The organism is Streptomyces sp. NPDC060184 (assembly GCF_042728795.1).
Lineage (GTDB): Bacteria > Actinomycetota > Actinomycetes > Streptomycetales > Streptomycetaceae > Streptomyces.
In genome coordinates, this window is the sequence record NZ_JBHWYX010000013.1 from 142,840 (window position 1) to 164,689 (window position 21,850).

The 21,850-nt window shown below is 72.7% G+C and carries 17 protein-coding genes; 8 read left to right on the forward strand and 9 right to left on the reverse strand.

The window, feature by feature from the left end; genetic code table 11:
* Window positions 1–10: 10 nt before the first annotated feature.
* The 5 genes from ACFWEE_RS11815 to ACFWEE_RS11835 all read right to left on the reverse strand — a co-directional run bounded on the left by ACFWEE_RS11815 (window position 11) and on the right by ACFWEE_RS11835 (window position 4,900).
* A complete protein-coding gene (locus ACFWEE_RS11815) occupies window positions 11–1,843 on the reverse strand; it encodes a subtype B tannase (protein WP_386888441.1) in 1,833 nt (610 codons plus the stop codon).
* A 182-nt stretch (window positions 1,844–2,025) separates the two neighbouring features.
* On the reverse strand, window positions 2,026–2,481 hold the full coding sequence (locus tag ACFWEE_RS11820; RefSeq protein ID WP_386888442.1) for an NUDIX domain-containing protein: 456 nt from the start codon (window positions 2,479–2,481) through the stop codon (window positions 2,026–2,028).
* Window positions 2,482–2,574: 93 nt separating this feature from the next.
* The gene (locus tag ACFWEE_RS11825) at window positions 2,575–3,063 is read right to left on the reverse strand and encodes a gamma-glutamylcyclotransferase family protein (RefSeq protein ID WP_386888466.1); all 489 of its coding nucleotides are present in this window, start codon (window positions 3,061–3,063) and stop codon (window positions 2,575–2,577) included.
* A 26-nt stretch (window positions 3,064–3,089) separates the two neighbouring features.
* A complete protein-coding gene (gene cutA / locus ACFWEE_RS11830) occupies window positions 3,090–3,434 on the reverse strand; it encodes a divalent-cation tolerance protein CutA (protein WP_386888443.1) in 345 nt (114 codons plus the stop codon).
* A gap of 125 nt (window positions 3,435–3,559) precedes the next feature.
* Window positions 3,560–4,900, reverse strand: coding sequence for a hypothetical protein (locus ACFWEE_RS11835; RefSeq protein ID WP_386888444.1), 1,341 nt, complete (start codon window positions 4,898–4,900; stop codon window positions 3,560–3,562).
* Window positions 4,901–5,272: 372 nt separating this feature from the next.
* Here ACFWEE_RS11835 and ACFWEE_RS11840 point away from each other — a divergent pair, with 372 nt between their 5' ends.
* From ACFWEE_RS11840 to ACFWEE_RS11850, 3 genes are all read left to right on the forward strand, one after another.
* A complete protein-coding gene (locus ACFWEE_RS11840; RefSeq protein ID WP_386888445.1) occupies window positions 5,273–6,067 on the forward strand; it encodes an aminotransferase class IV in 795 nt (264 codons plus the stop codon).
* Between the two features lie 529 nt (window positions 6,068–6,596).
* Window positions 6,597–7,178: a hypothetical protein gene (locus tag ACFWEE_RS11845; protein ID WP_386888446.1), complete on the forward strand. Its 582-nt coding sequence runs from the start codon at window positions 6,597–6,599 to the stop codon at window positions 7,176–7,178.
* Window positions 7,179–7,352: 174 nt separating this feature from the next.
* Window positions 7,353–7,994, forward strand: coding sequence for a class F sortase (locus ACFWEE_RS11850; RefSeq protein ID WP_386888447.1), 642 nt, complete (start codon window positions 7,353–7,355; stop codon window positions 7,992–7,994).
* A 67-nt stretch (window positions 7,995–8,061) separates the two neighbouring features.
* Here ACFWEE_RS11850 and ACFWEE_RS11855 read toward each other — a convergent pair whose 3' ends face one another.
* The gene (locus tag ACFWEE_RS11855; protein ID WP_386888448.1) at window positions 8,062–8,853 is read right to left on the reverse strand and encodes a TSUP family transporter; all 792 of its coding nucleotides are present in this window, start codon (window positions 8,851–8,853) and stop codon (window positions 8,062–8,064) included.
* A gap of 301 nt (window positions 8,854–9,154) precedes the next feature.
* Here ACFWEE_RS11855 and nirB point away from each other — a divergent pair, with 301 nt between their 5' ends.
* From nirB to ACFWEE_RS11870, 3 genes are all read left to right on the forward strand, one after another.
* Window positions 9,155–11,794, forward strand: coding sequence for a nitrite reductase large subunit NirB (nirB, locus tag ACFWEE_RS11860; protein WP_386888449.1), 2,640 nt, complete (start codon window positions 9,155–9,157; stop codon window positions 11,792–11,794).
* Window positions 11,794–12,162 (forward strand): nitrite reductase small subunit NirD, encoded by a 369-nt coding sequence (nirD, locus tag ACFWEE_RS11865; RefSeq protein ID WP_386888450.1) that lies wholly within the window; start codon window positions 11,794–11,796, stop codon window positions 12,160–12,162. The genes nirB and nirD overlap by 1 nt, the downstream gene beginning before the upstream one ends.
* Window positions 12,163–12,321: 159 nt before the next feature.
* Window positions 12,322–13,245, forward strand: a complete 924-nt coding sequence (locus ACFWEE_RS11870) for an oxidoreductase (RefSeq protein WP_386888451.1) — start codon at window positions 12,322–12,324, stop codon at window positions 13,243–13,245.
* Between the two features lie 15 nt (window positions 13,246–13,260).
* On the opposite strand, the gene ACFWEE_RS11875 is transcribed toward ACFWEE_RS11870, so the two are convergent.
* Window positions 13,261–13,671, reverse strand: a complete 411-nt coding sequence (locus tag ACFWEE_RS11875; protein WP_386888452.1) for a VOC family protein — start codon at window positions 13,669–13,671, stop codon at window positions 13,261–13,263.
* 217 nt (window positions 13,672–13,888) lie between these two features.
* Between ACFWEE_RS11875 and ACFWEE_RS11880 the strand changes: the two genes are divergently transcribed.
* Window positions 13,889–14,497: a TetR/AcrR family transcriptional regulator gene (locus ACFWEE_RS11880; protein ID WP_386888453.1), complete on the forward strand. Its 609-nt coding sequence runs from the start codon at window positions 13,889–13,891 to the stop codon at window positions 14,495–14,497.
* Window positions 14,498–14,613: 116 nt separating this feature from the next.
* Window positions 14,614–16,197 (forward strand): MDR family MFS transporter, encoded by a 1,584-nt coding sequence (locus ACFWEE_RS11885; protein WP_386888454.1) that lies wholly within the window; start codon window positions 14,614–14,616, stop codon window positions 16,195–16,197.
* A 211-nt stretch (window positions 16,198–16,408) separates the two neighbouring features.
* On the opposite strand, the gene ACFWEE_RS11890 is transcribed toward ACFWEE_RS11885, so the two are convergent.
* Window positions 16,409–16,705 (reverse strand): ferrous iron transport protein A, encoded by a 297-nt coding sequence (locus ACFWEE_RS11890; protein WP_386888455.1) that lies wholly within the window; start codon window positions 16,703–16,705, stop codon window positions 16,409–16,411.
* A 31-nt stretch (window positions 16,706–16,736) separates the two neighbouring features.
* A complete protein-coding gene (locus ACFWEE_RS11895) occupies window positions 16,737–20,213 on the reverse strand; it encodes a chemotaxis protein (RefSeq protein ID WP_386888456.1) in 3,477 nt (1,158 codons plus the stop codon).
* Between the last annotated feature and the right edge of the window lie 1,637 nt (window positions 20,214–21,850).

Below are 21,850 nucleotides of genomic sequence, written 5' to 3' on the forward strand. Positions count from 1 at the left end.
CCGGCCGCCGTCAGCGGTGGGAGGCGCCCAGTGGGTCTCCGGCCTTGCGGACGACCTTGGCGATCCAGGCCATGGCCTCGGGGACGTCGTAGTTCCCGGCGTGCGGCTGGTTCCAGGCGAGCCGGTAGTCGACATCCTCGACCTGCCGGTCCGCTTCGAGCGCCCGGTCGAGGTTGACCGACACGATGAACGAGGTGTCCCGGTCGCGGGTTCCGGCGCGGACGTACCAGTGGGCGGCGGTGTCGGCGGCGGTGCCGACGAAGTCCATCGGGTCGACGAGGTGGATCTGGTCGTCCACGGTGGTGGTGCGCTTCGCGGTGTACTGGTCCCAGGTGAGGCCGGTGTCGTCGATGCCGCTGCCGTCGCCGGGGACGTCGTTGTGGTCCCAGCCGTACTCGGTGTAGTTCATGTACTTCTGGTCCGCCGGGCCGAAGAGGTTGGTCTCGGTGCCGCTGGTGGTGTTCCCGTTGACGCCCACGGCGTCGAAGGCGGGGGTCGTCTTCAGGGTGGCCTGGGAGACGACGAACGCGAGGTACTTCTTCATGTCGACCGAGCGCACCGTGCGGGTCGCGGTGTCGACGTCGATCCAGTCGTTGACGTACGACTTGGTCGTCGGCGTCCCGCCGGGGAATCCGCCGCCGGACTGGAGGTCGAAGGTGGCTCCCAGGGCCGGGATCGTGTTCGCCGGGTCGGCCTTCAGATAGGTCTCGGCGGAGCGGACGACCTCTTTCCTGATGGTGTCGATCATGTTCGCGGCGGTGAGCTTCGAGCCGTCGGGGTTGCGGAGGCCGAGGCTCTTCTCGTACGCGGGGAACTGGGCGGCGATCGCGGCGGCGTCCTCGGGCGACGGGTTCTGGCCGGTGTCGGCGCGGGTGTCGAGGATGGTGTACAGCCACTCGTACGCCTTGTCGGCGTTGCCCAGGTCGGTGATCGGGCAGTAGGCGTTGACGGCGAAGACGTCGTCGCGCAGCGTGCTGCGGCCCTTGGCGTCGATGCCCGCGGCGCCGATCCGGGCGAGGTAGGGGGCGTACTCGGCGCTGTTGCCGGAGGCGCCCAGGATCGACACCAGCGCGCCGCCGCCGCTGGTGCCGTTGATGACGATGCGTTCGGCACTGCCGGGCATGGCGGCGTCGTTGAGGCGCAGGTAGCGCACGGCGGCCTTGGCGTCGACCACCGCGGCGGGCGCCTTGCCGGGGTTCGTACCGTCGGCACCGAGGAGTCCGCGGCTGCGGTTGGCGACGTCGACGAAGACGTAACCGGCCTTCAGCGCGGCGCCGACGTTGCTCGTCGTGCTGGAGTAGGACGCGCCGCCGGTGACGCTCGCCTTGATGTAACTGGCCATCCAGCCGCTGTTGTTCACCGCGAAGTAGATCGGCGCCCGCTGGTCGCCGAAGGCGCTCTCGGGGACGAACACGTTCATGGCCTGGTAGCCGCAGGCGGTGTTGGAGATCGTACTGCTGCCGAATCCGCCGGACTGCTGGGCCGCCGCCTCGACCGGGTGCGCGACGTAGCAGATCTCCTTGTACCAGCGGACGTTCATCGGCTGCCCGTCCACGGTGACGGTGATCGTCGTGTAGGCGGCGGAGTCGAAGGCCAGGGCGGCGTCCTCCGGGTCGACGGCGTGCGCACCGTGCGGGGCCGGGTTCTGGGTCCGGCTCGGGGCCTGGGGCGAACCGCTCGCCGCCGCGAAGGAGGACGGCACCGCGAGCGCCGTGAGGGCGAGCGAACCGGCGACCGCCACGCTTCTCAGCAGGCGCTTACGGGGTGCGGAGCTCCGCGTCTCCCGTACGGCGTCGGGGTGTTCGGGCGCGTCGTGCCCAAAGGGCGTCGAGAGCCGCTGCATGGGGTCTCCCCTCGTGGAGCACCACGCGCGCTCGCCGCACGTGACGCTGCGTCAGTACCTCGGGGCCGAGGCGGGACGCACGCTACGGGATTGTCAACAATATTCCCAGCGATCTCGCAAACATTTATGCCGGCCGTGTGAGTCCTGTGAGTCCCGGCGCAGGACGCCGCCGCAGCCGGCGCTCAGAGCAGGTCCCCGCCCCGGATGAGCTCCCGGTGCGACTCCTGCATGGCATCGGGGAGTTCGTCCACGTCGAACCACCTCGCCTCCAGGATCTCGAAGTCGTCGGTCTTCAGGGTGCCGCCGACCAGCCGCGCCTCGTAGGCGACTTCGAGGCGGAGCCGGTAGCCGCTCCTCAGCCGCACCAGACGGCCCGGCTCGACGTCGAGCCCGGTCTCCTCCTTCACCTCGCGGACGACGGTGAGCGGGAACTCCTCACCCTTGGCGGCGAAGCCGGTCGGCAGTCCCCAGGGATGCCGGGCGGACCACAACCGGTGCTTCAGCAGCAGGACTTGACCGGCGTCGTTCCGGACGACCCCGGTGACCCCCACGTTGAACTTGGCGTGGGCGAGCCAGAGGACCCGCCACTGGAGGGGGCCGCGTATGAGCCGCCAGAGCCGGGCGACGAGTCGATGCATGGGAAACCTTTCAGCGGCGGGTCATGGGTGATGCTGCCTCACCCCAACAGTCCCCCATGGCGGCTGCGAAGCCGCACCGGGCCCCGCACGGCGCTACTCAGTCGCCGGGGCGCCGTTCCGGGGAGGGCGGTGGCCGAGCCAGTCGCCGCCCGGGATGCGCGGACCGCTCGCGTGCAGGGTGCGGGTGACGGCGGCAGCCGCGAGGTAGATCCAGGCGCGGACGCTCCCGGCGCCGGGCACCTCGACGTCCCGGGCGACCCGTTCGTAGAGGTTGCGGGGGTCGTCGGGTCCCAGGTACGTCTCCAACCGGTCCAGGGCGACCAGCAGGTGACCGTACTCCTCGGGCGCCGCGGTGATCAGCGTGCCCAGGACCGTACCGTCCCCGTCGGTGGCGAACGGGTACCCGGGACCGTCGTAGAGCGCCCCGCCGCGCAGCAGCGCCGGCTGCTCACGGACGTCGAGGCCGCGGACGTACCGGTCGTGGTTGTGCTCGCCGGGGCGCAGGGTGCCGTAGACGAAGAACGGCAACGGCCCCTCGCCGACGGACACCCCGGGGACGGAGCCGGACCCGGGTACGGGTATGGGGCCGGGCGACCTGTCGGTGGTCGTCACAGCGCCACCGCCGAGGAGGTCTGGTCGGTCACCCAGGCGAGGTAGCGGGCGCTGCCCCGGACGATGGGGGTGGCGATGATCTCCGGGGTGTCGTAGTCGTGGGCGGCGCGCAGGTGTTCCTCCAGTTCGTCGTAGCGCTCGGCCCTCGTCTTGAAGAGCACCTGCCACTCCTCGGCGGTCTCCACGGCGTTCTGCCAGTGGTAGACGGAGGTGACGGGCGCGGAGATCTGCGCGCAGGCGGCGAGCCGGGCCTCCACCACGCCCCGGGCCAGGGCCTGGGCCTTCTCCTCACTGTCGGTCGTGGTCTGCACGGTCAGCCATGCGGCGGGCGGCGTCGCCATGGTCGCTCTCCTCGGGGCGCGGGGTCCGGGGCACGGCTTGCCCCGGGGGGTCCGGTTCCGATTGTCGGCCGGTACGGCCCCGGCTGCCGCCCGATTCCGGCCCTTCGGGGCTCTTCGGCGGAGGCTCAGGGGGCCAGCAGCCGGATCACGGGGTCGAGGAGCACCACCAGCCCGGCCTTCAGCGGCAGCACGAGGACCGCCGCGACCAGGGCCGCCGCGACGGCCGTACCCCAACGGGGGGTCCGGTGCCGGTGCGGCAGCACCCCGAGGACGAAGACGAGCCCGGCCACCACCAGCGCGGGCCCCGCCATCAGCAGCCAGCCGGGGACGGGGCCGAGCGCCAGCGGGGTGCGGGCCGCCTCCGTGGCGGCGAGCAGCCCGGCCGACAGGACCAGGCTCAGGTCGATCAGCCGGGGCACGGCCGGGGAGACCCGGGCCCGGTCGTCGAGGCTCCGGCGGAACGAGAACAGCATGATCAGCTGGAGGACGCCGAGGACGAGGAGTTCGAACCGGACGACGGCGCCGAGGCCGGGCGGGTCGAACCGGCCCGTGCCGTACACCCAGGTGATCACCGCCGCCGGAATCCCGAGCAGCACCGCCCACACCAGGGCGAGGCGGAGCACCACGGAGAGCGCGGGCGCCCAGGGGCCGCCCGGCCCGGGGGCGCGCGGCACCGCCTGCTGGGCGTGGGCGCGGAAGGCGGCGATCACCGGGTCGTCCGGGCTCCGGCGCTCGGCGTCCTCGAAGACGTCGGCCCGTCGGCGGAGCGCGGTGGGGCTGGTCAGGACGCGTTCGCGGTTGACGGCGGCGAGGTACCCGTAGAGGAGCACCACGACGACGACCGCGACCACCGAGGGAGCACGGCCGAGGACGCCGTCACCGGCGGGCGGGGCCATCCACGCGGCGGTGAAGCAGAGCAGAAGCACCGCGAGCAGGACCATCCCCCGGACCGTCTCGAAGGGCACCGCCAGAGCCGGTCTGCCGAGGCCGGTGACCACCCCGAACAGCACCCACAGGGTGGTGAGCAGCGCCCACTGGGTGGCGATGGCCGGCGGCAGTACGTCCGGCAGCTGGCCGGAGAGCACGCGACCGGCCGCGTCGGCGGCCTCGGCAGAAGAACTGGAGGAGACGGAGGAGCCGGAGCGGGGACCGGCCGAGAAGGCGTAGGCGAGGAGCAGCAGGGCGAACTGGAGCACCGCGAGCAGCCGGGTGCCGTCCGCCCATAAGTCCCCGGACCCGAGGGCGCGCAGGATGGCGCGCGCCTGGGTACCGACGACGAGCGCCAGCAGGATCAGCGGGAGGACGACCACACCGAAGGCGGTGTCCGGCTCCATCGCGGTGAGGTGCAGCGGGATGCCGAGCGCGTCCACGACGTGCTGGCCGAAGGAGATCACCGAGCGTTCCCAGTCCGGTGTCCCCTCGGGCGTCACGTCGGTGAGGACCGTGGCCGGTGCGGTGATCGACACGCGCTCCCCCTTCGTACGTGTGCGTACGCGCCTGCCGGCTCGCCCGCGCGGACGCACAGGCGGGCATACGCGCGGGCGGGCGTGCGGACAGGATGGCGCCGCGGGGGCGTGCGCCGGGCGGATGTCGGCAGTTGTTCGCCCGGCGGTGACGGTTCCGTGATGCCCGGGGCGGGAACGGGGCACGGCCGGACACGGGAACGGGAACAGGGGGCGGGACGGGACGGGAGCAGGGGCGGGACGGATGGATGCCGGGGCGGGCGGGTGGATGCGGGGGCGGGCGGGTGCGCCGTGGTGGGCACGGAGAGCCACCGAAAGCGGGAAGTCGCCCCGGACCCACCGGCCGCCGCCGTGCCACGAACTACCGTGGGCTTCATGATCCCTGCCTCGCCCGCCCCGTACGTCGAGTTCGACGGTCACCCCGCAACCCCCGACGATCTGCGGATTCCCGCCTTCTCCGGGTACGGCCACTTCACGGCCTTCCAGGTCAGGGCGGGCCGCGTGCGGGGCTGGGACCTCCACCTGAACCGGCTGCGCGCCGCGAACCAGGAGCTGTTCGGCCTGGACCTGGAGGCGGAACCGCTAAGGGAGCTGGTGCGCAAGGCGCTCTCGGGAGCGGGCGTACGGGACGCGTCGGTGCGGGTGCACGGCTACCTGCCGCCGAGCGCCACGCGGACCGTACTGATGGTGACGGTGGCACCGCCCGCCGCACCGCCCGGGAAACCGCTGAGTCTCCTCTCGGTGGCGTACGTCCGCGAACTGCCGCACCTCAAGCGGCCCGGCGACTTCGGCCCGACCTACTACGGCAGGCTGGCGGTGCGTTCGGGGTACGACCAGGCGCTGCTGACCGCGCCCGGCGGGGTGGTCACCGAAGGGTCGGTCACCAACATCGGTTTCTGGGACGGCGATCGCGTGGTCTGGCCGGACGCACCCGCACTGATCGGGATCACCATGGCGCTGCTGGAGGAAGGGCTCGCCCTCGCCGGGTCCCCGTCGGCCCGTCGGCCGGTGACGCTGGACGGCCTCGGTGACTTCCGGGCCGCGTTCGTCACCAACTCCCGGGGCATCGTGCCCGTCCACCGCATCGACGACCGTTCCTACCCGGTGGACACGGAGCTGATGGAGCTGCTGGAGCGGGTGTACGGGGACGCCCCGGCCGAGGCTGTCTGACGGCGGCCGGGTCTGCCCGAGCGGGGACGGGGAGGCGACAGGCCGAGCGGGGACGGGGAGGCGACAGGCCGAGCCGGTCCGACGACGGGCGGGTCTGCGCGAGTGGGCACCGGGAGGCGACCCGTCCCGGACGCGACAACGCCCTCACCGGGCCCGGGGGGGGGTGAGGCCGGTGAGGGCGGTTGCCAGGGGGCGGCGGGGGGGTGCCACCCCGTGGGGGGATATCCAGCGTGTGCCCGGCCCCCCGGCGAGCATGCATGTGACCTGCGTCACACGTGAATGCCGGTCGTCACTCGTTCGGCACCGGGGCGCCCCTCGCGGTCCACGCACCGGACCGGCACCGCCGTGACCTGCGCCGATCATGCGTGGCAAGGGTGCCTCGCCGGTCCGTACGGGTGACTTCTGAAGGCGTGTCAGCAGGCATGGCGGGCGGTGCGCCCGTTACCTCGGAGGCAGGACCCGTCCCGTTCCGGCCCGTCCGGTCCGGGCACGTCCCGCTCTGCTCGCGCCCGTATCCGGAGGACCTCCCATGCTCCGTCCACTCCGTTCCACGACCGGTACCGCCGTCGCGCTCGCCGCGACCGCGACGTTCGGCCTCGCCCTGCTCGCCCCGGCCGCCCACGCGGGCGACGCCGACCGGGAACGGGGCCGGCTGGAACTCACCCCGGCCACCGCCGTTCCGGGCGCCAAGGTCACCGTGAAGACCACCGCCTGCGGCAAGAACGGCTCGGGCGTCGGTGACGCGAACTCCCTGGACGCCGGGGACTTCGACCTCTACCCCGGCGACGGCAAGGACGTCGTGGTCGGGCACTTCACCGTGCCCCGCGACACCCGTCCCGGCACCTACGGCATCGCCGTGGCCTGCGACAACGGCAAGGACGCCAAGGGCGAGTTGCTGGTGACCGGTGGCGGCTCCGGGGACCACGAGCAGGGCCAGGACCAGGGTCAGGGCGAGGACGGCCGTCAGCCGTGGGGGCACGTCGAGACCGGGGTGGGCGGCAGTGTCGGCCCGGACAACACCCGGATCGCGGCGGGCTTCGGCGTGCTCGGCGCGGCCGGCGCGGGCGCGGTGTGGGTGGCGCGCCGGCGACGGGCGGCGGACTCCCGCTGACCGTACGCCGGCCTCCCGGAGCGGCTGCTCCCGAAGCCGCTGTTTCCGAAGGCCCCTCCCGCCGACCGTAGGACCGGCGGGAGGGGCCGTGCGGGGCCCCGTACCCGTACACCCGTGCACCGCTCCGGGGGTCCGGCCGACCCCCGCTCCCGCGAGAACTCCGAGGACGGCACCGTGTCCCAGACGGCACACAAGGGCAAGGCCTGGCTGATCGGCGTAGCCGTGCTGGCCGGGGTCTGGCTGATCCAGAACGGTGCGGACACGCAGGTGGTGCCGCCGCAGCCGTCGGCGGCGGAGGCGTTCGCCTCCGGACCGCAGCTCCAGCCGGGGTCGCCCGTCGCGGAGCCGCTGGCCCCGTCCACCCCCGTCCGGGTGCGCATCCCCGAGATCGACGTGGACGCGCCGCTGACCCGGCTCGGCCTCCGCCCGGACGGCAGCCTGGACGTGCCGCCGGAGGAGGACCGCGACCTCGCGGGCTGGTACGGCGACGGCACCCGGCCGGGCGCCCTGGGCACCGCGCTCATCGCCGGGCACGTGGACAACGCCAAGGGCCCGGCGGTCTTCTACGGCCTGGGTTCGCTGGGGCGCGGCGACCGGGTGGAGGTCGTCCGCGAGGACGCGCGCACCGCGGTCTTCTCGATCGACGCGATCGAGGTGTACGAGAACGACGACTTCCCCAGCGCCCGCGTCTACGGGAAGGCGCCCTACGCCGCGCTGCGGCTGATCACCTGCGGCGGCGGCTTCTCGAAGGACACCGGCTACCAGGGCAACGTCGTGGTCTACGCCCACCTCACGGACGTACGGGAGACGGCCTGAGCGGCCCGCCGAGGCCGACCCGACCCCGCCCCGCCCCGCCCCGCCCCGGCCCGGCCCGGCCGGGAGATCATCCCGAGAACTGGTCGAAGCCCAGCTTGGCGACGAGCGAGAACACCACGACCAGCAGCACGCCCCGGACGAACCCGCTGCCCCGGCTGAGTGCCATCCGCGCCCCGGCCAGCCCGCCCGCGAGATTGAAGACCGCCATCAGCGCGGCGAGCTGCCAGAGCACGGTGCCCTGCGCGGCGAACATCGCCAGCGCCCCGGCGTTGGTGCAGACGTTCACGATCTTGGCGGTGGCCGAGGCGGTCACCAGGTCGAGGTGGAGCACGGCCGTCAGCGCCAGCACCAGGAACGTGCCGGTGCCCGGCCCGAAGAGCCCGTCGTAGAGGCCGATGCCGCCGCCGACCAGCACGATCGCGGTGATCGTACGGGCCCGGGTCGCCCGCCGGTCCGTGCCGTCCCCGGCCGCCGCCGTGCCGAACGAGGGCCGCAGCAGGACGAAGGCGGCGACGGCGAGCAGTACCACCATGATCACCGGGCGGAGCACGTCACTGCTGATCCCGGCCGCGAAGAACGCCCCGGTCATCGACCCGGCGAGCGCCATCAGCCCGATCCGCAGCGCCGTGCCGACCCTCACCGGCGACCGGCGCGCGTAGGTCACGGCCGCGCCGCTCGTCCCGACGATGGCGACGGCCTTGTTGGTGCCGAGCACCTGGGCCGCCGGGAGGTGCGGCAGTCCCAGCAGCAGGGCGGGCAGGAGCAGCAGCCCGCCCCCGCCCACCACCGCGTCGATCCATCCGGCCGCGCAGGCGGCTATGCAGAGCAGGACGACGGTGGTCAGCGTGATGTCAGGCATGCACAGGACATTAAGCGACGGCTCCGGAGGGCCCCGCACCCGCCCCGACCTGCGTGGTTGTCCGCGAGGTGGTTCGGCGCCGGCCGCCGCGCCCGCCCTCACACCGGCCGCCGGCCCGTGCTGAGCGCAAGGTTCCTCCCGGGAAACAGCCGGGATGCGGTCGGGTAACACCGGCCGCCCATCGTCGGGGCCATGACGACGAGCGGCCGGTGCGGTCCGGCCGCGTCCGGCAGGGGCTCCCAGGCGGCTCCCGCCGGTGCGTCCCCGCTCCACCCGCCCACCGACGACGGAGGCCTCTGAGATGCCGGTGTCCCCTTTCCCGACTTCACCCGCCACCGCCGTTTCCCCGGCTGCCGCGACCACCCCCGCGCAAGCGGCCTCGGCGATCACCCCGGCGCACACGATCGTCGTCGTCGGCCACGGCATGGTCGGCCAGCGTTTCCTGGAGGCGCTCGTGGACCGGGGCCTGACCCCGGCGGCCGGCGGCCCCCGGGTGGTCGTGCTCTGCGAGGAGCCCCGCCCCGCGTACGACCGGGTCCACCTGACCTCGTACTTCTCCGGCACGTCGGCCGACGAGCTCTCCATGGTCGAGGCCGGGTTCATGGAGACCCACGGCATCGAGCTGCACGTCGGCGACCCGGCCGAGTCCGTCGACCGCGAGGGCCGTACGGTCACCTCGCGGTCCGGGCTCACCTTCGGGTACGACACGCTGGTACTGGCCACCGGCTCCTTCCCGTTCGTCCCGCCGGTGCCCGGCAAGGACGCGGAGGGCTGCTTCGTCTACCGCACCATCGAGGACCTGCTCGCCATCGAGGCGTACGCGAAGAACGCGCGGACCGGCGCGGTGGTCGGCGGCGGGCTGCTCGGTCTGGAGGCGGCCGGGGCGCTCAAGGGGCTCGGCCTGGAGACCCACGTGGTGGAGTTCGCGCCCCGGCTGATGCCGGTCCAGGTGGACGAGGGCGGCGGCGCGGCGCTGCTGCGCACCATCGAGTCCATGGGGCTGAGCGTCCACACGGGCGTCGGCACCCAGGAGGTGACCACCGGGGAGGACGGCGCCGTCGACGGCATGGCGCTCTCGGACGGTTCGACGCTCGCGACCGACCTGGTGGTGTTCTCGGCGGGCGTCCGGCCCCGCGACCAGCTGGCCCGCGACTGCGGTCTGGAGGTCGGTCCGCGCGGCGGGATCGTCGTCGACGAGGAGTGCCGCACCTCCGACCCGGCGGTCTTCGCCATCGGCGAGTGCGCGCTCGCCTCGGACGGCCGGGTGTACGGGCTGGTGGCGCCGGGTTACGAGATGGCGGTGACCGCCGCCGGGGTGATCGCGGGCCGGGAGGCGGCGTTCACCGGGGCGGACCTGTCGACCAAGCTGAAGCTGCTCGGCGTGGACGTGGCCTCCTTCGGTGACGCGCACGGCGCCGCCGAGGGCTGCCTCGACGTGGTGTACGCGGACTCCCGCTCGGGGGTCTACAAGAAGCTGGTGATCGGCGCGGACGGCACCCTGCTCGGCGGGGTGCTGGTCGGGGACGCCGAGCAGTACGGCACGCTGCGCCCGATGACGGGCACGGTCCTGCCGGTGCCGCCGGAGCAGCTGGTGCTCCCGGCGGGTGCGGGCGGCCCGGTCGCGCTGGGCCCGTCCGCGCTGCCGGACGAGGCCGTGATCTGCTCCTGCCACAACGTGACCAAGGGCGCGATCTGCGAGCACACCACCCTGCCCGAGGTGAAGAAGTGCACCAAGGCCGGTACGGGCTGCGGGAGTTGCGTCAAGGTCATCGGCCAGCTGCTGCCGCAGGCCCAGGACGCCGGCCTGTGCGGTTGCTTCGCCCGCACCCGCGGCGAGCTGTACGAGATCGTGCGCACCCTGGGCATCACCACCTTCGCGGAACTGCTCGACGCGCACGGCCGCGAGGCGGCGCGCGGCGGTGACGGCTGCGAGGTCTGCAAGCCGACCGTCGGTTCGATCATCGCCTCGCTCGCCCCCACGGTGGGCGCCAGCGGCTATGTGCTGGACGGTGAACAGGCGGCGCTCCAGGACACCAACGACCACTTCCTCGCCAACCTCCAGAAGAACGGCTCCTATTCGATCGTGCCGCGCATCCCGGGCGGCGAGATCACGCCGGAGAAGCTGATCGTGATCGGCGAGGTGGCCCGCGACTTCGGGCTGTACACGAAGATCACCGGCGGCCAGCGGATCGACCTGTTCGGCGCCCGCGTCGACCAGCTCCCGCTCATCTGGACGCGCCTGGTGGACGCCGGGTTCGAGTCGGGGCACGCGTACGGGAAGTCGCTGCGGACGGTCAAGTCCTGCGTGGGGCAGACCTGGTGCCGGTACGGCGTGCAGGACTCGGTGAAGATGGCGATCGACCTGGAGCTGCGCTACCGGGGCCTGCGCTCCCCGCACAAGCTCAAGTCGGCGGTCTCCGGGTGCGCCCGCGAGTGCGCGGAGGCCCGGGGCAAGGACTTCGGGATCATCGCCACCGCCGGGGGCTGGAACCTCTACGTCGGCGGCAACGGCGGAGCCACCCCGCGCCACGCGGACCTGCTCGCCCAGGACCTCTCGGACGCCGAACTCGTGCGCCTGATCGACCGGTTCCTGATGTTCTACATCCGCACGGCGGACCGGCTGGAGCGCACCTCGACCTGGCTGGACCGGATCGAGGGCGGCCTCGACCACGTGCGGGACGTGGTGGTCCACGACTCGCTCGGGCTCTGCGACGAGCTGGAGCGGATGATGGCGGACCACGTCGCGGGGTACCGCGACGAGTGGGCCGAGACCATCAACGACCCGGAGCGGCTGCGCCGGTTCGTGACCTTCGTGAACGCGCCCGACGCCCCGGACCCCTCGGTGCGGTTCGTGTCGGAGCGCGACCAGGTCAAGCCCGACCTGGACATCCTCGCGGGCCCGGTGCTCGCCATCCGTACGCTGGAAGGGACCGCATCCTGATGACTGCGACGACCACGGCCCACGCGCCCGCCCCGGACCTCACGACGGTGGTGCAACTCGCCTTCGAAGGCGGCTGGTTCACCCTCTGCGAGCGTTCCCTGCTGGACCCCGGGCGCGGGGTGGCGGCGCTGCTGCCGGACGGGCGGCAGGTGGCGGTGTTCCTGGACCGGGCGGGACGCGCGTACGCGATCGACAACCGGGACCCGTTCACGGGGGCGTACGTCCTCTCGCGCGGGCTGGTCGGTTCGGCCGGGGGGCGGCCGTTCGTCGCCTCGCCGCTGCTGAAGCAGCGCTTCGACCTCGCGACGGGGGCCTGCCTGGACGACGACGAGGTGGCGGTGGAGGCGTTCGAGCTCCGGGAGGCGTAGACGGGGGCCGGTGGATCGGGGCCGGGGGCACGCCGGCGAGGTCCGGCGGATCGGGGCCGGGGCGGCGACCACCGGTGCCCCGTCCGGCCCTGGCCCGCCGGGCTCCAGCCGCGCGCCCGGTGTGCGTCGGCCCGTTCCGCCGGTCGTACCCTGGGGCCCATGATGCAGGGCTGGAACACGCGCGACATCCCCGACCAGACCGGCCGCACGGCGGTGGTCACCGGGGCGAACAGCGGTCTCGGCCTCGTCACCGCACGCGAGCTGGCCCGGCACGGCGCCCGGGTGCTGCTCGCCTGCCGTGACGAGGAGCGCGGGGAAGGCGCGGCGGACCGCATCCGGCGGGCGGTGTCCGGGGCGGACGTGGCGTTCGTGCCGCTGGACCTGGCGGACCTGGCCTCCGTACGGGAGTTCGCGGCCTCGCACGCCCCGGACCGGATCGACCTGCTCGTCAACAACGCGGGCGTGATGGCGTTGCCGTACGGGCGGACCGCCGACGGCTTCGAGACGCAGTTCGGGGTCAACCACCTCGGGCACTTCGCCCTGACCGGACTGCTGCTGCCCGCCCTGCGCGCCGCCGGGAAGGCCCGGGTGGTGACGGTGTCGAGCGGGCTGCACGCGCTGGCCGACATCGACATGGGCGACCTCAACAGCGAGCACGACTACCGGCGCTGGATCGCCTACGGCGCGTCCAAGTCGGCCAACCTGCTCTTCGTCCACGAGTTCGCGCGGCTGCTGGCGCGGTCCGGTTCGCCGATCGTGGCAGCCGCCGCCCACCCCGGGTACGCCTCCACCAACCTGACGAAGGCGGGGCCCCGTCTCGAGCGGCGCCCCTTCAGGGAACGGGTGATGGGGCTCGGCAACCTGCTGCTCGCGCAGACCGCCACGGCCGGGGCGCTGCCCGTGCTGTACGCGGCGACGGCGCCCGGGGTCCGCCCCGACTCCTTCACCGGACCGGGGCGGCTGGGGTGGCGCGGTGCGCCGGCCCCGTCCTGGCGGGCGCGGCGCACCCGCGACGACGTGGCGGGCGAGCGGCTCTGGTCGGCCTCCCAGCAGCTCACCGGGGTGACGTACCCGGGGCTCTGACAGCCCCCGGGAGCGTCAGGAGCGCTCGGCGACGGCGGCCGGGTCCATCCACATGACCTCCCAGACGTGGTGGTCGGGGTCCTGGAAGGAACGGCCGTACATCGTGCCGTAGTCCTGGGTCCCGCCCGCCGGGAAGCCTCCGGCGGCCAGTGCCGCGTCGACGGTCTCGTCCACCTCGGCGCGGCTCTCCGCGCTGAGACAGAGGATGACCTCGGTCGACTTCTCGGCGTCCACGATCTCCTTGGTGGTGAAGTCCTTGAAGCGCGGCTCGGTGAGCAGCATGGCGTAGATCGCGTCGCTGATGACGACGCAGGCGGCGTGCTCGTCGGTGAAGCCGGGGTTGCAGTGGTAGCCGAGCTTCTCGAAGAATGCCTTGCTGACGTCCAGGTCCTTCACCGGAAGGTTCACGAAGATCATCTTTTCCATGGTGGTCCCACTCCTCCGTCGCGACGCCGCCGGGGTTCGGCGGCGGTCCGTCCGGCGCGCGAAGCCCTTTCGACGGCCCCGCCGCCCCGGCTCCGCTTCCGCGCGCTTGTGAAGAGGTAGACGGCCCACACGCCGGTAACTCATCGGCCGGAGCCGGGGATCGTCGCGAAAAGAATGAACTTTGCAGACTGTGCACTTTTGCATAGCATGCATCTTCGTGACCCCCTCTCCCCCGCCGCCTCCCGGCCTGCGCGAGCGCAAGAAGCGCGCGACCCGCGAAGCGCTGGCCGACACGGCCCTGCGCATGGCGGCCGAGCACGGTCTCGACCAGGTGACGGTGGAAGCGGTCACCGCGGCGGTCGGAGTCTCGGTACGGACCTTCTTCAACTACTTCGCCCACCTCGACGACGCGATCCTCGTCCCCGACCCGGACAGCGGCGTACGGACCCGCGCCGCGGTGCTCTCGGCACCGGCCGGCCTCGGCCCGCTCGCCGTGCTCCGCCGGGTGCTCGGGGAGGAACTGGCCCACATCGAGGACGCGCCGGAGCGGTGGGAGCTCCAGTGCACCGTGCTGGACCGCACCCCGGCGCTCTTCCCCCGCTTCCTCGCCGCGCGCGGCGCCGACGAGGAAGCGCTCATCGCGGCCGTGGCCGAGCGCCTCGGCCAGGACCCCAAGACCGACCTGCGCCCCCGGCTGCTGGTGCACGCCACCATCGCCACCGTCCGGGCCGCCGTGGAGATCTGGACCGCCACCGGCCGGTCCCGCTCCTTCCTGACCCTCTACGACGAGGCGTTCGACAAACTCACCGCCGGCCTCGGCGAGTGACGGGGACGTCGAACCGTCACGCCCCCGGCGGCCCGCCCCGGGCCGACCCGCTCCTTCCGCACCCGCCGCTCCCCCGGAGACGGCCGCACCATCAGAAACAAGAGGTACGCCAGCCGATGTCCGCTGCCGTGACGCCCGAAGCCCGGTCGTCCTCATCCATGAATCATCGCCAGATCATCCAGGCCATGTCCGGTCTCATGGCCGGTATGTTCGTGGCGATCCTCGCCTCGACGGTCGTCGCCAACGCGCTGCCGCGCATCATCACCGACCTGCACGGCAGCCAGTCCTCGTACACCTGGGTGGTCACCGCCGAGCTGCTGGCGATGACCGCGACCGTGCCGGTCTGGGGCAAGCTCTCCGACCTGTACGACAAGAAGCTGCTGATCCAGCTCTCGCTGTCGATGTTCGTCGTCGGCTCGCTCGTCGCGGGCTTCTCGCACAGCGTCACCGTGCTCATCATCAGCCGGGTGCTCCAGGGCATCGGCGCCGGTGGTCTCACCGCGCTCGCCCAGGTCGTGATGGCCTCGATCATCCCGCCGCGTGAACTCGGCAAGTTCTCCGGCGTCTTCGGCGCCGTCTTCGCGGTCGGCACGGTCGCGGGGCCGCTGATCGGCGGCGTGCTCGTCGACACCTCGTGGCTCGGCTGGCGCTGGTGCTTCTTCATCGGCATACCGTTCGCGCTGCTCGCCATCGTCCTGCTGCAGAAGACGCTGAAGCTGCCCGTCGTCCGCCGCGAGGCGAAGATCGACTACCTCGGCGCCTTCCTCATCATGGCCGGGGTCAGCGCCCTCCTGCTCTGGGTGACCCTCGGCGGCTCGGAGTTCGACTGGGTCTCCGGCCCGTCCGCCGCGCTCGTCATCGGCGGTGCCGTCCTGATCGCGCTCGCCGTCCTGGTCGAGTCGAAGGTCCAGGAACCGATGATCCCGCTGAGCATCTTCCGCAACCGGACCGTCTCCCTGACCACCGTGGCGAGCTTCCTCGTCGGTGTGGCCATGTTCGGCGGCACCGTCTTCCTCTCGCAGTACTTCCAGATCTCGCTGGGCAAGTCCCCGACGATCGCCGGGCTGATGAGCCTGCCGATGATCCTCGGCCTGATGGTCTCCACCACCGTCGCCGGGCAGATCATCAGCCGGCGCGGCAAGTGGAAGGCGTTCCTGGTCTCCGGCGGCGTCATCATGACGGCCGGCATGTGCCTGCTCTCCACGATCGGCGCCGGTACGTCCTTCCTCGTCATCGCCCCCTGCATGGCCGTCCTCGGCATCGGTGTCGGCATGCTGATGCAGAACCTGGTCCTCGCCGCCCAGAACGACGTGCCCGCCGCCGAGCTGGGCTCGGCGACCTCCACGCTCTCCTTCTTCCGCAGCCTCGGCGGCGCGGTGGGCACCAGCGCGCTGGGCGCGGTGCTCAGCCACCGGGTCGCCTCGGAGCTGGAGAAGGGCTTCGGCGGCGCCGCCTCCGGCGGTGACTCCGGCGGCGCGATCCCGGACCTCGCGACCCTGCCCGAATCGGCCCGCGTGATCGTGGAGAACGCGTACGGCGTGGCGACGGGCTCCGTCTTCCTCGCCGGTGCGCCCTTCGCGCTCCTCGCGCTGGTCGCCGTCCTCTTCATCAAGGAGAAGCCGCTCAAGACCAAGAGCGGTCTGGAGCGGCTGGCCGACGAGGGCGAGGAGCAGCAGCCGCCTGCCGTGCCGGTGCACTGACACGTACGCCGGTACGCCCCCCCGGTCCCGCGACACCCGAGGTCCGGTCCGCCGATTCGTTTCGGCGGGCCGGACCTCCGTCGTCCTCCGGGCGCCCGGCCGCGACGACGACCCGGGCCCCCTTTCCCCCGCGACGACGCCCCGGGCCCCCTTTCCCCCGCGCCTGCCGCACGGGAAAGGGGGCCCGGTCACCGGACGGCCCGACGCCGGGTCAGCCGTCCTTCTCCGTTCTCAGGTACCTGCCCCAGATCCGCGCCTTGCGGTACGGGCCGGCACCCTCACTGTCCATCTGCGGACGGTCGAAATCGACCCAGTACGCCAGCTCCCCGTCGGCCGCCATGGCGTGCTCCACGGGAGCCGGGGGCTCCGGGCCGTCCACCGTGCCCCAGAACTCCACCGGCCAGGGGCCGTCCCAGGCGGGGTCCTGGACGACCCGGACCCGGGTTCCCGGGGGCCAGGCGTCCTCCGGCCAGCCCGTGGGCAGCCCCTCGTGCTCCGGTTCCGTCATCGCCCCGCCTCGTCCCCTCGCGCGAACCGGCTCACTGGGAGCGGTCCTTGTACTTGAAGTCCTCCGCCTGGCGGGTCTTCGTGTTCCACACGTAGTGGATCTCGACCTCGTCGACGGTCTGCTCCATCTTGACCCAGCCGTCCTCCGCGGGCCAGCGTGGATCCTTCATGACGGTCGGCAGCTGGTTCCCGTATTCGGGGTACTCCTTGACGAGGTCCATGGCACGGGCCTCGTTGGAGCCTCCGGCCGAGGTACGGCCGGTGGAATTGCCCGCGTTCCGCAGCGCGGTCCGCAGCCCCTCGTCGAAGCGTTCGATCCCGTCGGAGGCTCCGTACGCCCCGGCGACCACCAGACCCGACCCCGCGGCGATCGCGGGCGCACCCGCGAGGCAGCCGATCCCGGTGATGCAGATCGCGCCACCGGCGATGGCCGTGTCCGCCCCGAAGCCCATGAGGAAGATGGACCCACCGGTCTCCGCGGCCCCGATCCACAGGTCGGGACTGGTGAAGATGGCCTCTCCGTAGTCGACGACCTTGCTGGTGGTGTCCTCCAGCCAGTCGGGAATCCAGTCGTTGTCGTCCGGCTCCTCCAGCGGGTGGTCGGCCAGGTACTGCTTCTTCAGCTTCTCCCAGCGGGCCGTCTCCTCCTTCTTCTTCTCCACCGCGGCGGTGAGGGCGTCGGCGAACGCCTTCTGGGCGGCCTTCTTGTCCTCACCCGCGGCCAGCTTGGACGCGCGTGCCTCCTCGGCGGAGGCGTTCGCCTCCGCCGCCGAAGCCTGGGCGATCTCCGAAGAACGCTGGGCGTGCGCGGCGGAGTCGACGGCACGCGTCACCGCGCTGTTGGCCTCGGCCTGTGCCTGACGCGCCGTGTTCGCGGAGTTCCGTGCCTGCGTCGCGGACGCCTCCGCGGCATCGGCCGAGCGGTTCGCGTCCTCGGCGTACCCTTCGGCCTTCCTCGCCGACTCCTCCGCGTCGTCGGCGGCGTCCTGCGCCTCCTGGTACGACTGGCGGGCGTCGGCCGCGGCCTCTGCCGCGAGGAAGGCGTTCTGCTGCGCGGTCGCGGCGATCTGCCACGCTCCCGCGATCACACCGTCCACCTGGGACACGTGGGTCGCCGCCAGCTGGTCCTTCTGCGCGGCCATGAACTGGCCGGTCTGGATGAAGGTGTGCAGCAGCGAGTACGGGCCCTCCAGGGCGATGCGGGCGGCGGACCGCACCTCGGGACCGCCGGTCTCGATCAGCTGGGCGGCACGGACTCGTTCGTCCTCGCTGCGCGCCTCGTACTGACCGGACGTCACGAAGTCACGCAGGGCGTCGGTCGTGCCCGCGTTCAGGGCCGCCCGCCCCCTTTCCGCGACGACGGGGCCGCCCGCGGAGACGAGCTGGGCGGTGTACACGCGCAGCTTCCCGGCGACCGCCTCGAACTGGCCGTCGGTGAGGAAGTCGGCGATGTCGGCGTCGGTGCCCGCCAGGCTCTCCTCGGCCGCCGTGCGCAGGTCCGGGGAGGGCGAGTTGACCCACAGCTCCTCGACCTCGGCGCGGGTGTCCATGCGCTCGGCCTGGGTCCAGCCGGTGCGCAGGTAGGCGAGGACGTCCTCCTCGTCGCCCGCGAGAGCCGTGGAGGCCGCCGCGCGGCTCCAGGGGCCGCGGATCTTCATCGCTTCGACCGCCATGACGCGGCCCTGCTGGGTGACTGCCGCCAGGTCCGCGCCGGGCGCGTCCGCCGAGGCGGCGAGTTCCCCGGCCCGGGTGCGCAACTGGTCGGTGCGGTCGGCCAGATCGGCCTGCTCGGCCTTGCTCTGGTCCTCCTGCTCCTTGAGGTCCCTGGCGTGGTCGATGCCGTCGTTGGTACGGGCGGCCAGCTCCTCGGCCTCGATCTGGCGAGCGAGGTCGTAGGTGTCCTCGGCCTTCTCCACCGCGGCGGTCGCCGCGTCCGCGGCCTCTTTCGCCGCCGCCGCGTGGGCGGCGGACTCCTTGGCCGCGGTGGCTGCCTCACCCGCGTGCTCCGCCGCCTCGTCCGCGGCGTCGGCCGCGTTCTCGGCGTGCTCGGCGGCGGACAGCGCAGCGGCGCGGGCTTCGCCCGCGGCGGCTGCCGAACGGTTGGCGAGGGCCTCCGCCGCGTTCGCGGCCCGGGTGGCCTCGCCCGCGTGACGGCGGGTCTCGGCCGCGGCCCGCGCGGCCTCGCCGGAGTGTGCCCCGGCCTGGTCGGCGTAGGCGTTCGCCTGGTCGGCGGCGTCGGCTGCCGCGTCGGCGTTCGCGCCTGCCCCCGAAGCGGCCCTGGCGGCGATTCCGGCCTGGGTCGCGGCGGTGCCCGCCTGGCCGGCCGCGTCGGCGGCCCAGCGGGCGCCCTTGGCCGCGTCGCGGGCCTGCTCGGCGGCCTCACGTGCGGCGGACGCCTTGCCGGCGTCGGTCGCGGCGTCGGCCGCCGCGTTCCGCGCCTTGGAGGCCGCCTGTGCGGCACCCGCGGCAGCGGCGGCGGCCTGGGCCGCGGCGTTGGCCGCGACCCGCGCGGAGGTGTTGGCGGCCCGGGCGGCGCTGATCGCCTGCTGCGCCGCTGCCGCCGCCTGCTTCGCGGCGGACGCGGCACGGGCCGCGGCCGAGGCGGCGTGCAGGGTGTCGTTCTTGGCGGCCTCGGTCTCGGCGGCGGCCTTCTGCGCGGCCTTCTTGGCCAGTTCCGCGGCAGCCGCGGCACGGGCAGCGCCGTCCTCGGCCTTCTTGGTCTCGGACGCGGCCAGCCGGCCCGCCTTGTCCGCCTGGTCCGCCAGTTCCGCGACGGAGGCCATCTCCTGGTCGCGTGCCAGGGCCACGAACTGGCCGACGGTCAGGAACTCGTGGATGTCGACGGCCGTGCCCCTGAGCGCGAGCCGGGCCGCCGCCTTCACGTTGGCTCCGCCGGTGCCGTAGAGCTGCGCGACCTCGACGCGTTCGTCCTGTTCCTGCTGGACGTACTGCTGGTCCTCCAGGAACGCCTGACGGTCCTCCGCCGTACCGGCCAGCGCCAGTCGGCCCTTCTCCTGGACGTTGGGTCCACCCGCGTCCACGATCTGGGCGATCGCCACCCGTTGGTCCTGCTCCAGCGGAGCCTGCCAGCCGTCCGCGAGGAAGGCCGAGAGCTGCTCCGCGTCTCCCGACAGGGCCGTACGGGCCGCGTCGAGCAGGCTCTGCCCTCCGATGCTCGCGACCTGGGCCGTCGCGACCCTCTCGTCCTGGACCGTGGTCTCCGCGGCGTCGACGTCCAGGAACTGCTGGACCTCCTCGTCACTGCCGGTCAGCGCGACCTCTGCCGCTGCCCTGGTGCCGGGACCGCCGGTACGCCACAGCTCGACCACGCGGGCGCGGTCGCTGCCGGGCAGGTCGCCCGGCTGCGCCCCGTCGTCCGCCGTCGCCGCCCAGGCGGGCGAGGTACCGCACAGGGCGGCGACGAGGGCCAGCGGCAGTACGGACAGGCCGAGCCGTCGTACGCCGCTGACACCCCACCCCGTCCGAGGGTGCCGGTCTCTTCTTCTCATGCTCCATCGCTCCTTGTCGTGGGGGGTTCGACGAGCGCGCGGAGTGCGGCCGTGAGCCGACGCGGGTCCACGGACCAGGGACGGTCCGGCATCCCGCGCCGGTCCGTCCCCGAGGTGCGGGCCCGGTCGGCGCGCGATTCCGGCACACCGCGCACAGAGGGCGCCGAAAGGCCGGAGACCGTGTGCGCGAATTCCCCACATCCCTTACCGGTCATCGGTCTCCACGGAACGGCACCCCCATCACCGAAGTTTCGGCTTTGACCGCCGAACGCCAGGAGAGCATAGCTTTCGCCTCCCCATTCCAGGGAACTTAAATTCACCGGGGCAGGCGACAAAAAAGTCATGGGCCCACATTGCACGTATTGACAGTCCTTGTGCAGCCGAATGCCATTTTTCGATTCGATTCCGACCCGGCACCCGGAAAGGAATGCGGATCCGCACGCCGCGTCCGCCAGTCCGGAAAATCCCCCTTCGGGCGGCCATGCGGCCCGTCCGGCATCACCGACCCGCAGACCGCCGACGGCCGACCTTCCACGCCGATCAGCATTCATACAGACATTGCCGACACCACCCCGATGAGGCATACGTCACCAGAGTCCGCTTCTCCCCGTTCCGCGCCGCACCGCCCCCGCATCACAGGAACGGCGCGCGCCCACGCTCCCCCGCCCCACTTCCGTGAATTCCCGCAGAGTCCATGCGGGGTTCACCCCGCATCAACCCCGGCGTCCAAAAGACCCGAACGAAGGGCAACCCAGGACGGTTCACCACCCGACGAACGTTCGATTCCGAGGCGATTCGCCGGCCCGGTCCACGGCATTGCGCGCGGCGCGCGCATACGCGATCCACGCGAAACCACACTGCACATCCATGGAATACCCATCCAGTTCCACGGTGCCGGGGAAGCCCCACCCGAAAGCCCCGCCTCTCCGTCGCCCACACCCTGCGGTTACGTCCCCTTTGTCACATGCATCCACATTGACGGAATGCCGGTCGCAGCGGCTCCATCGCGTGGGCCGGCACGGGACGCACGCGCACCCGCCCCGGATTCCCCGCGGTCAGGAACTGCACAGAGGCTCCGTTCACGCCACATTCCCGTTCCCCAGGACAAGCGGCATGGGCATCCCTGAATTCACCGCCCAATTCCACGGTGAGGATTCCACTCCGCACCATTCCAGCAACTCGGACCGTCTCCTGCGCGCCCTCACCCACGAAAAAACCCGGTGTATTTGCACGAGATGTGCGCGTTTCCGATTTTCTCCGTCCCGCGGAAGAAAGACAGCACCCCGGCTGTGCGTGCTCGTGGGCTGCCGGTCCCCCTGTCGCCGGAACGACGACGGAGGAGGTCCGGCCCGCCGGTTCGTCCCGGCGGCCCGGACCTCTCTCGCTGCCCGTTCCTCGTTTTTTGCCCGGCCCTCCTACTTCTTCGTACGGCCGGACTTCGCCCCCGACGAACCGGGCGCGGCCTTCCCGCGCCCGGCTCCGCCCGAGGGTCGGCCCCACCCGGTCGATCTCGAAGGGACCGGCCCTCGGGCGTTCCCAGCGACCGTGCGCCTCGCCGGCCGGCCCGGCAGACCTCTCCAGCGCTCGAATCGGGGCAGCGAGGCGGGGCACGGCTCGACGTGTGGAAGACCTGTCCC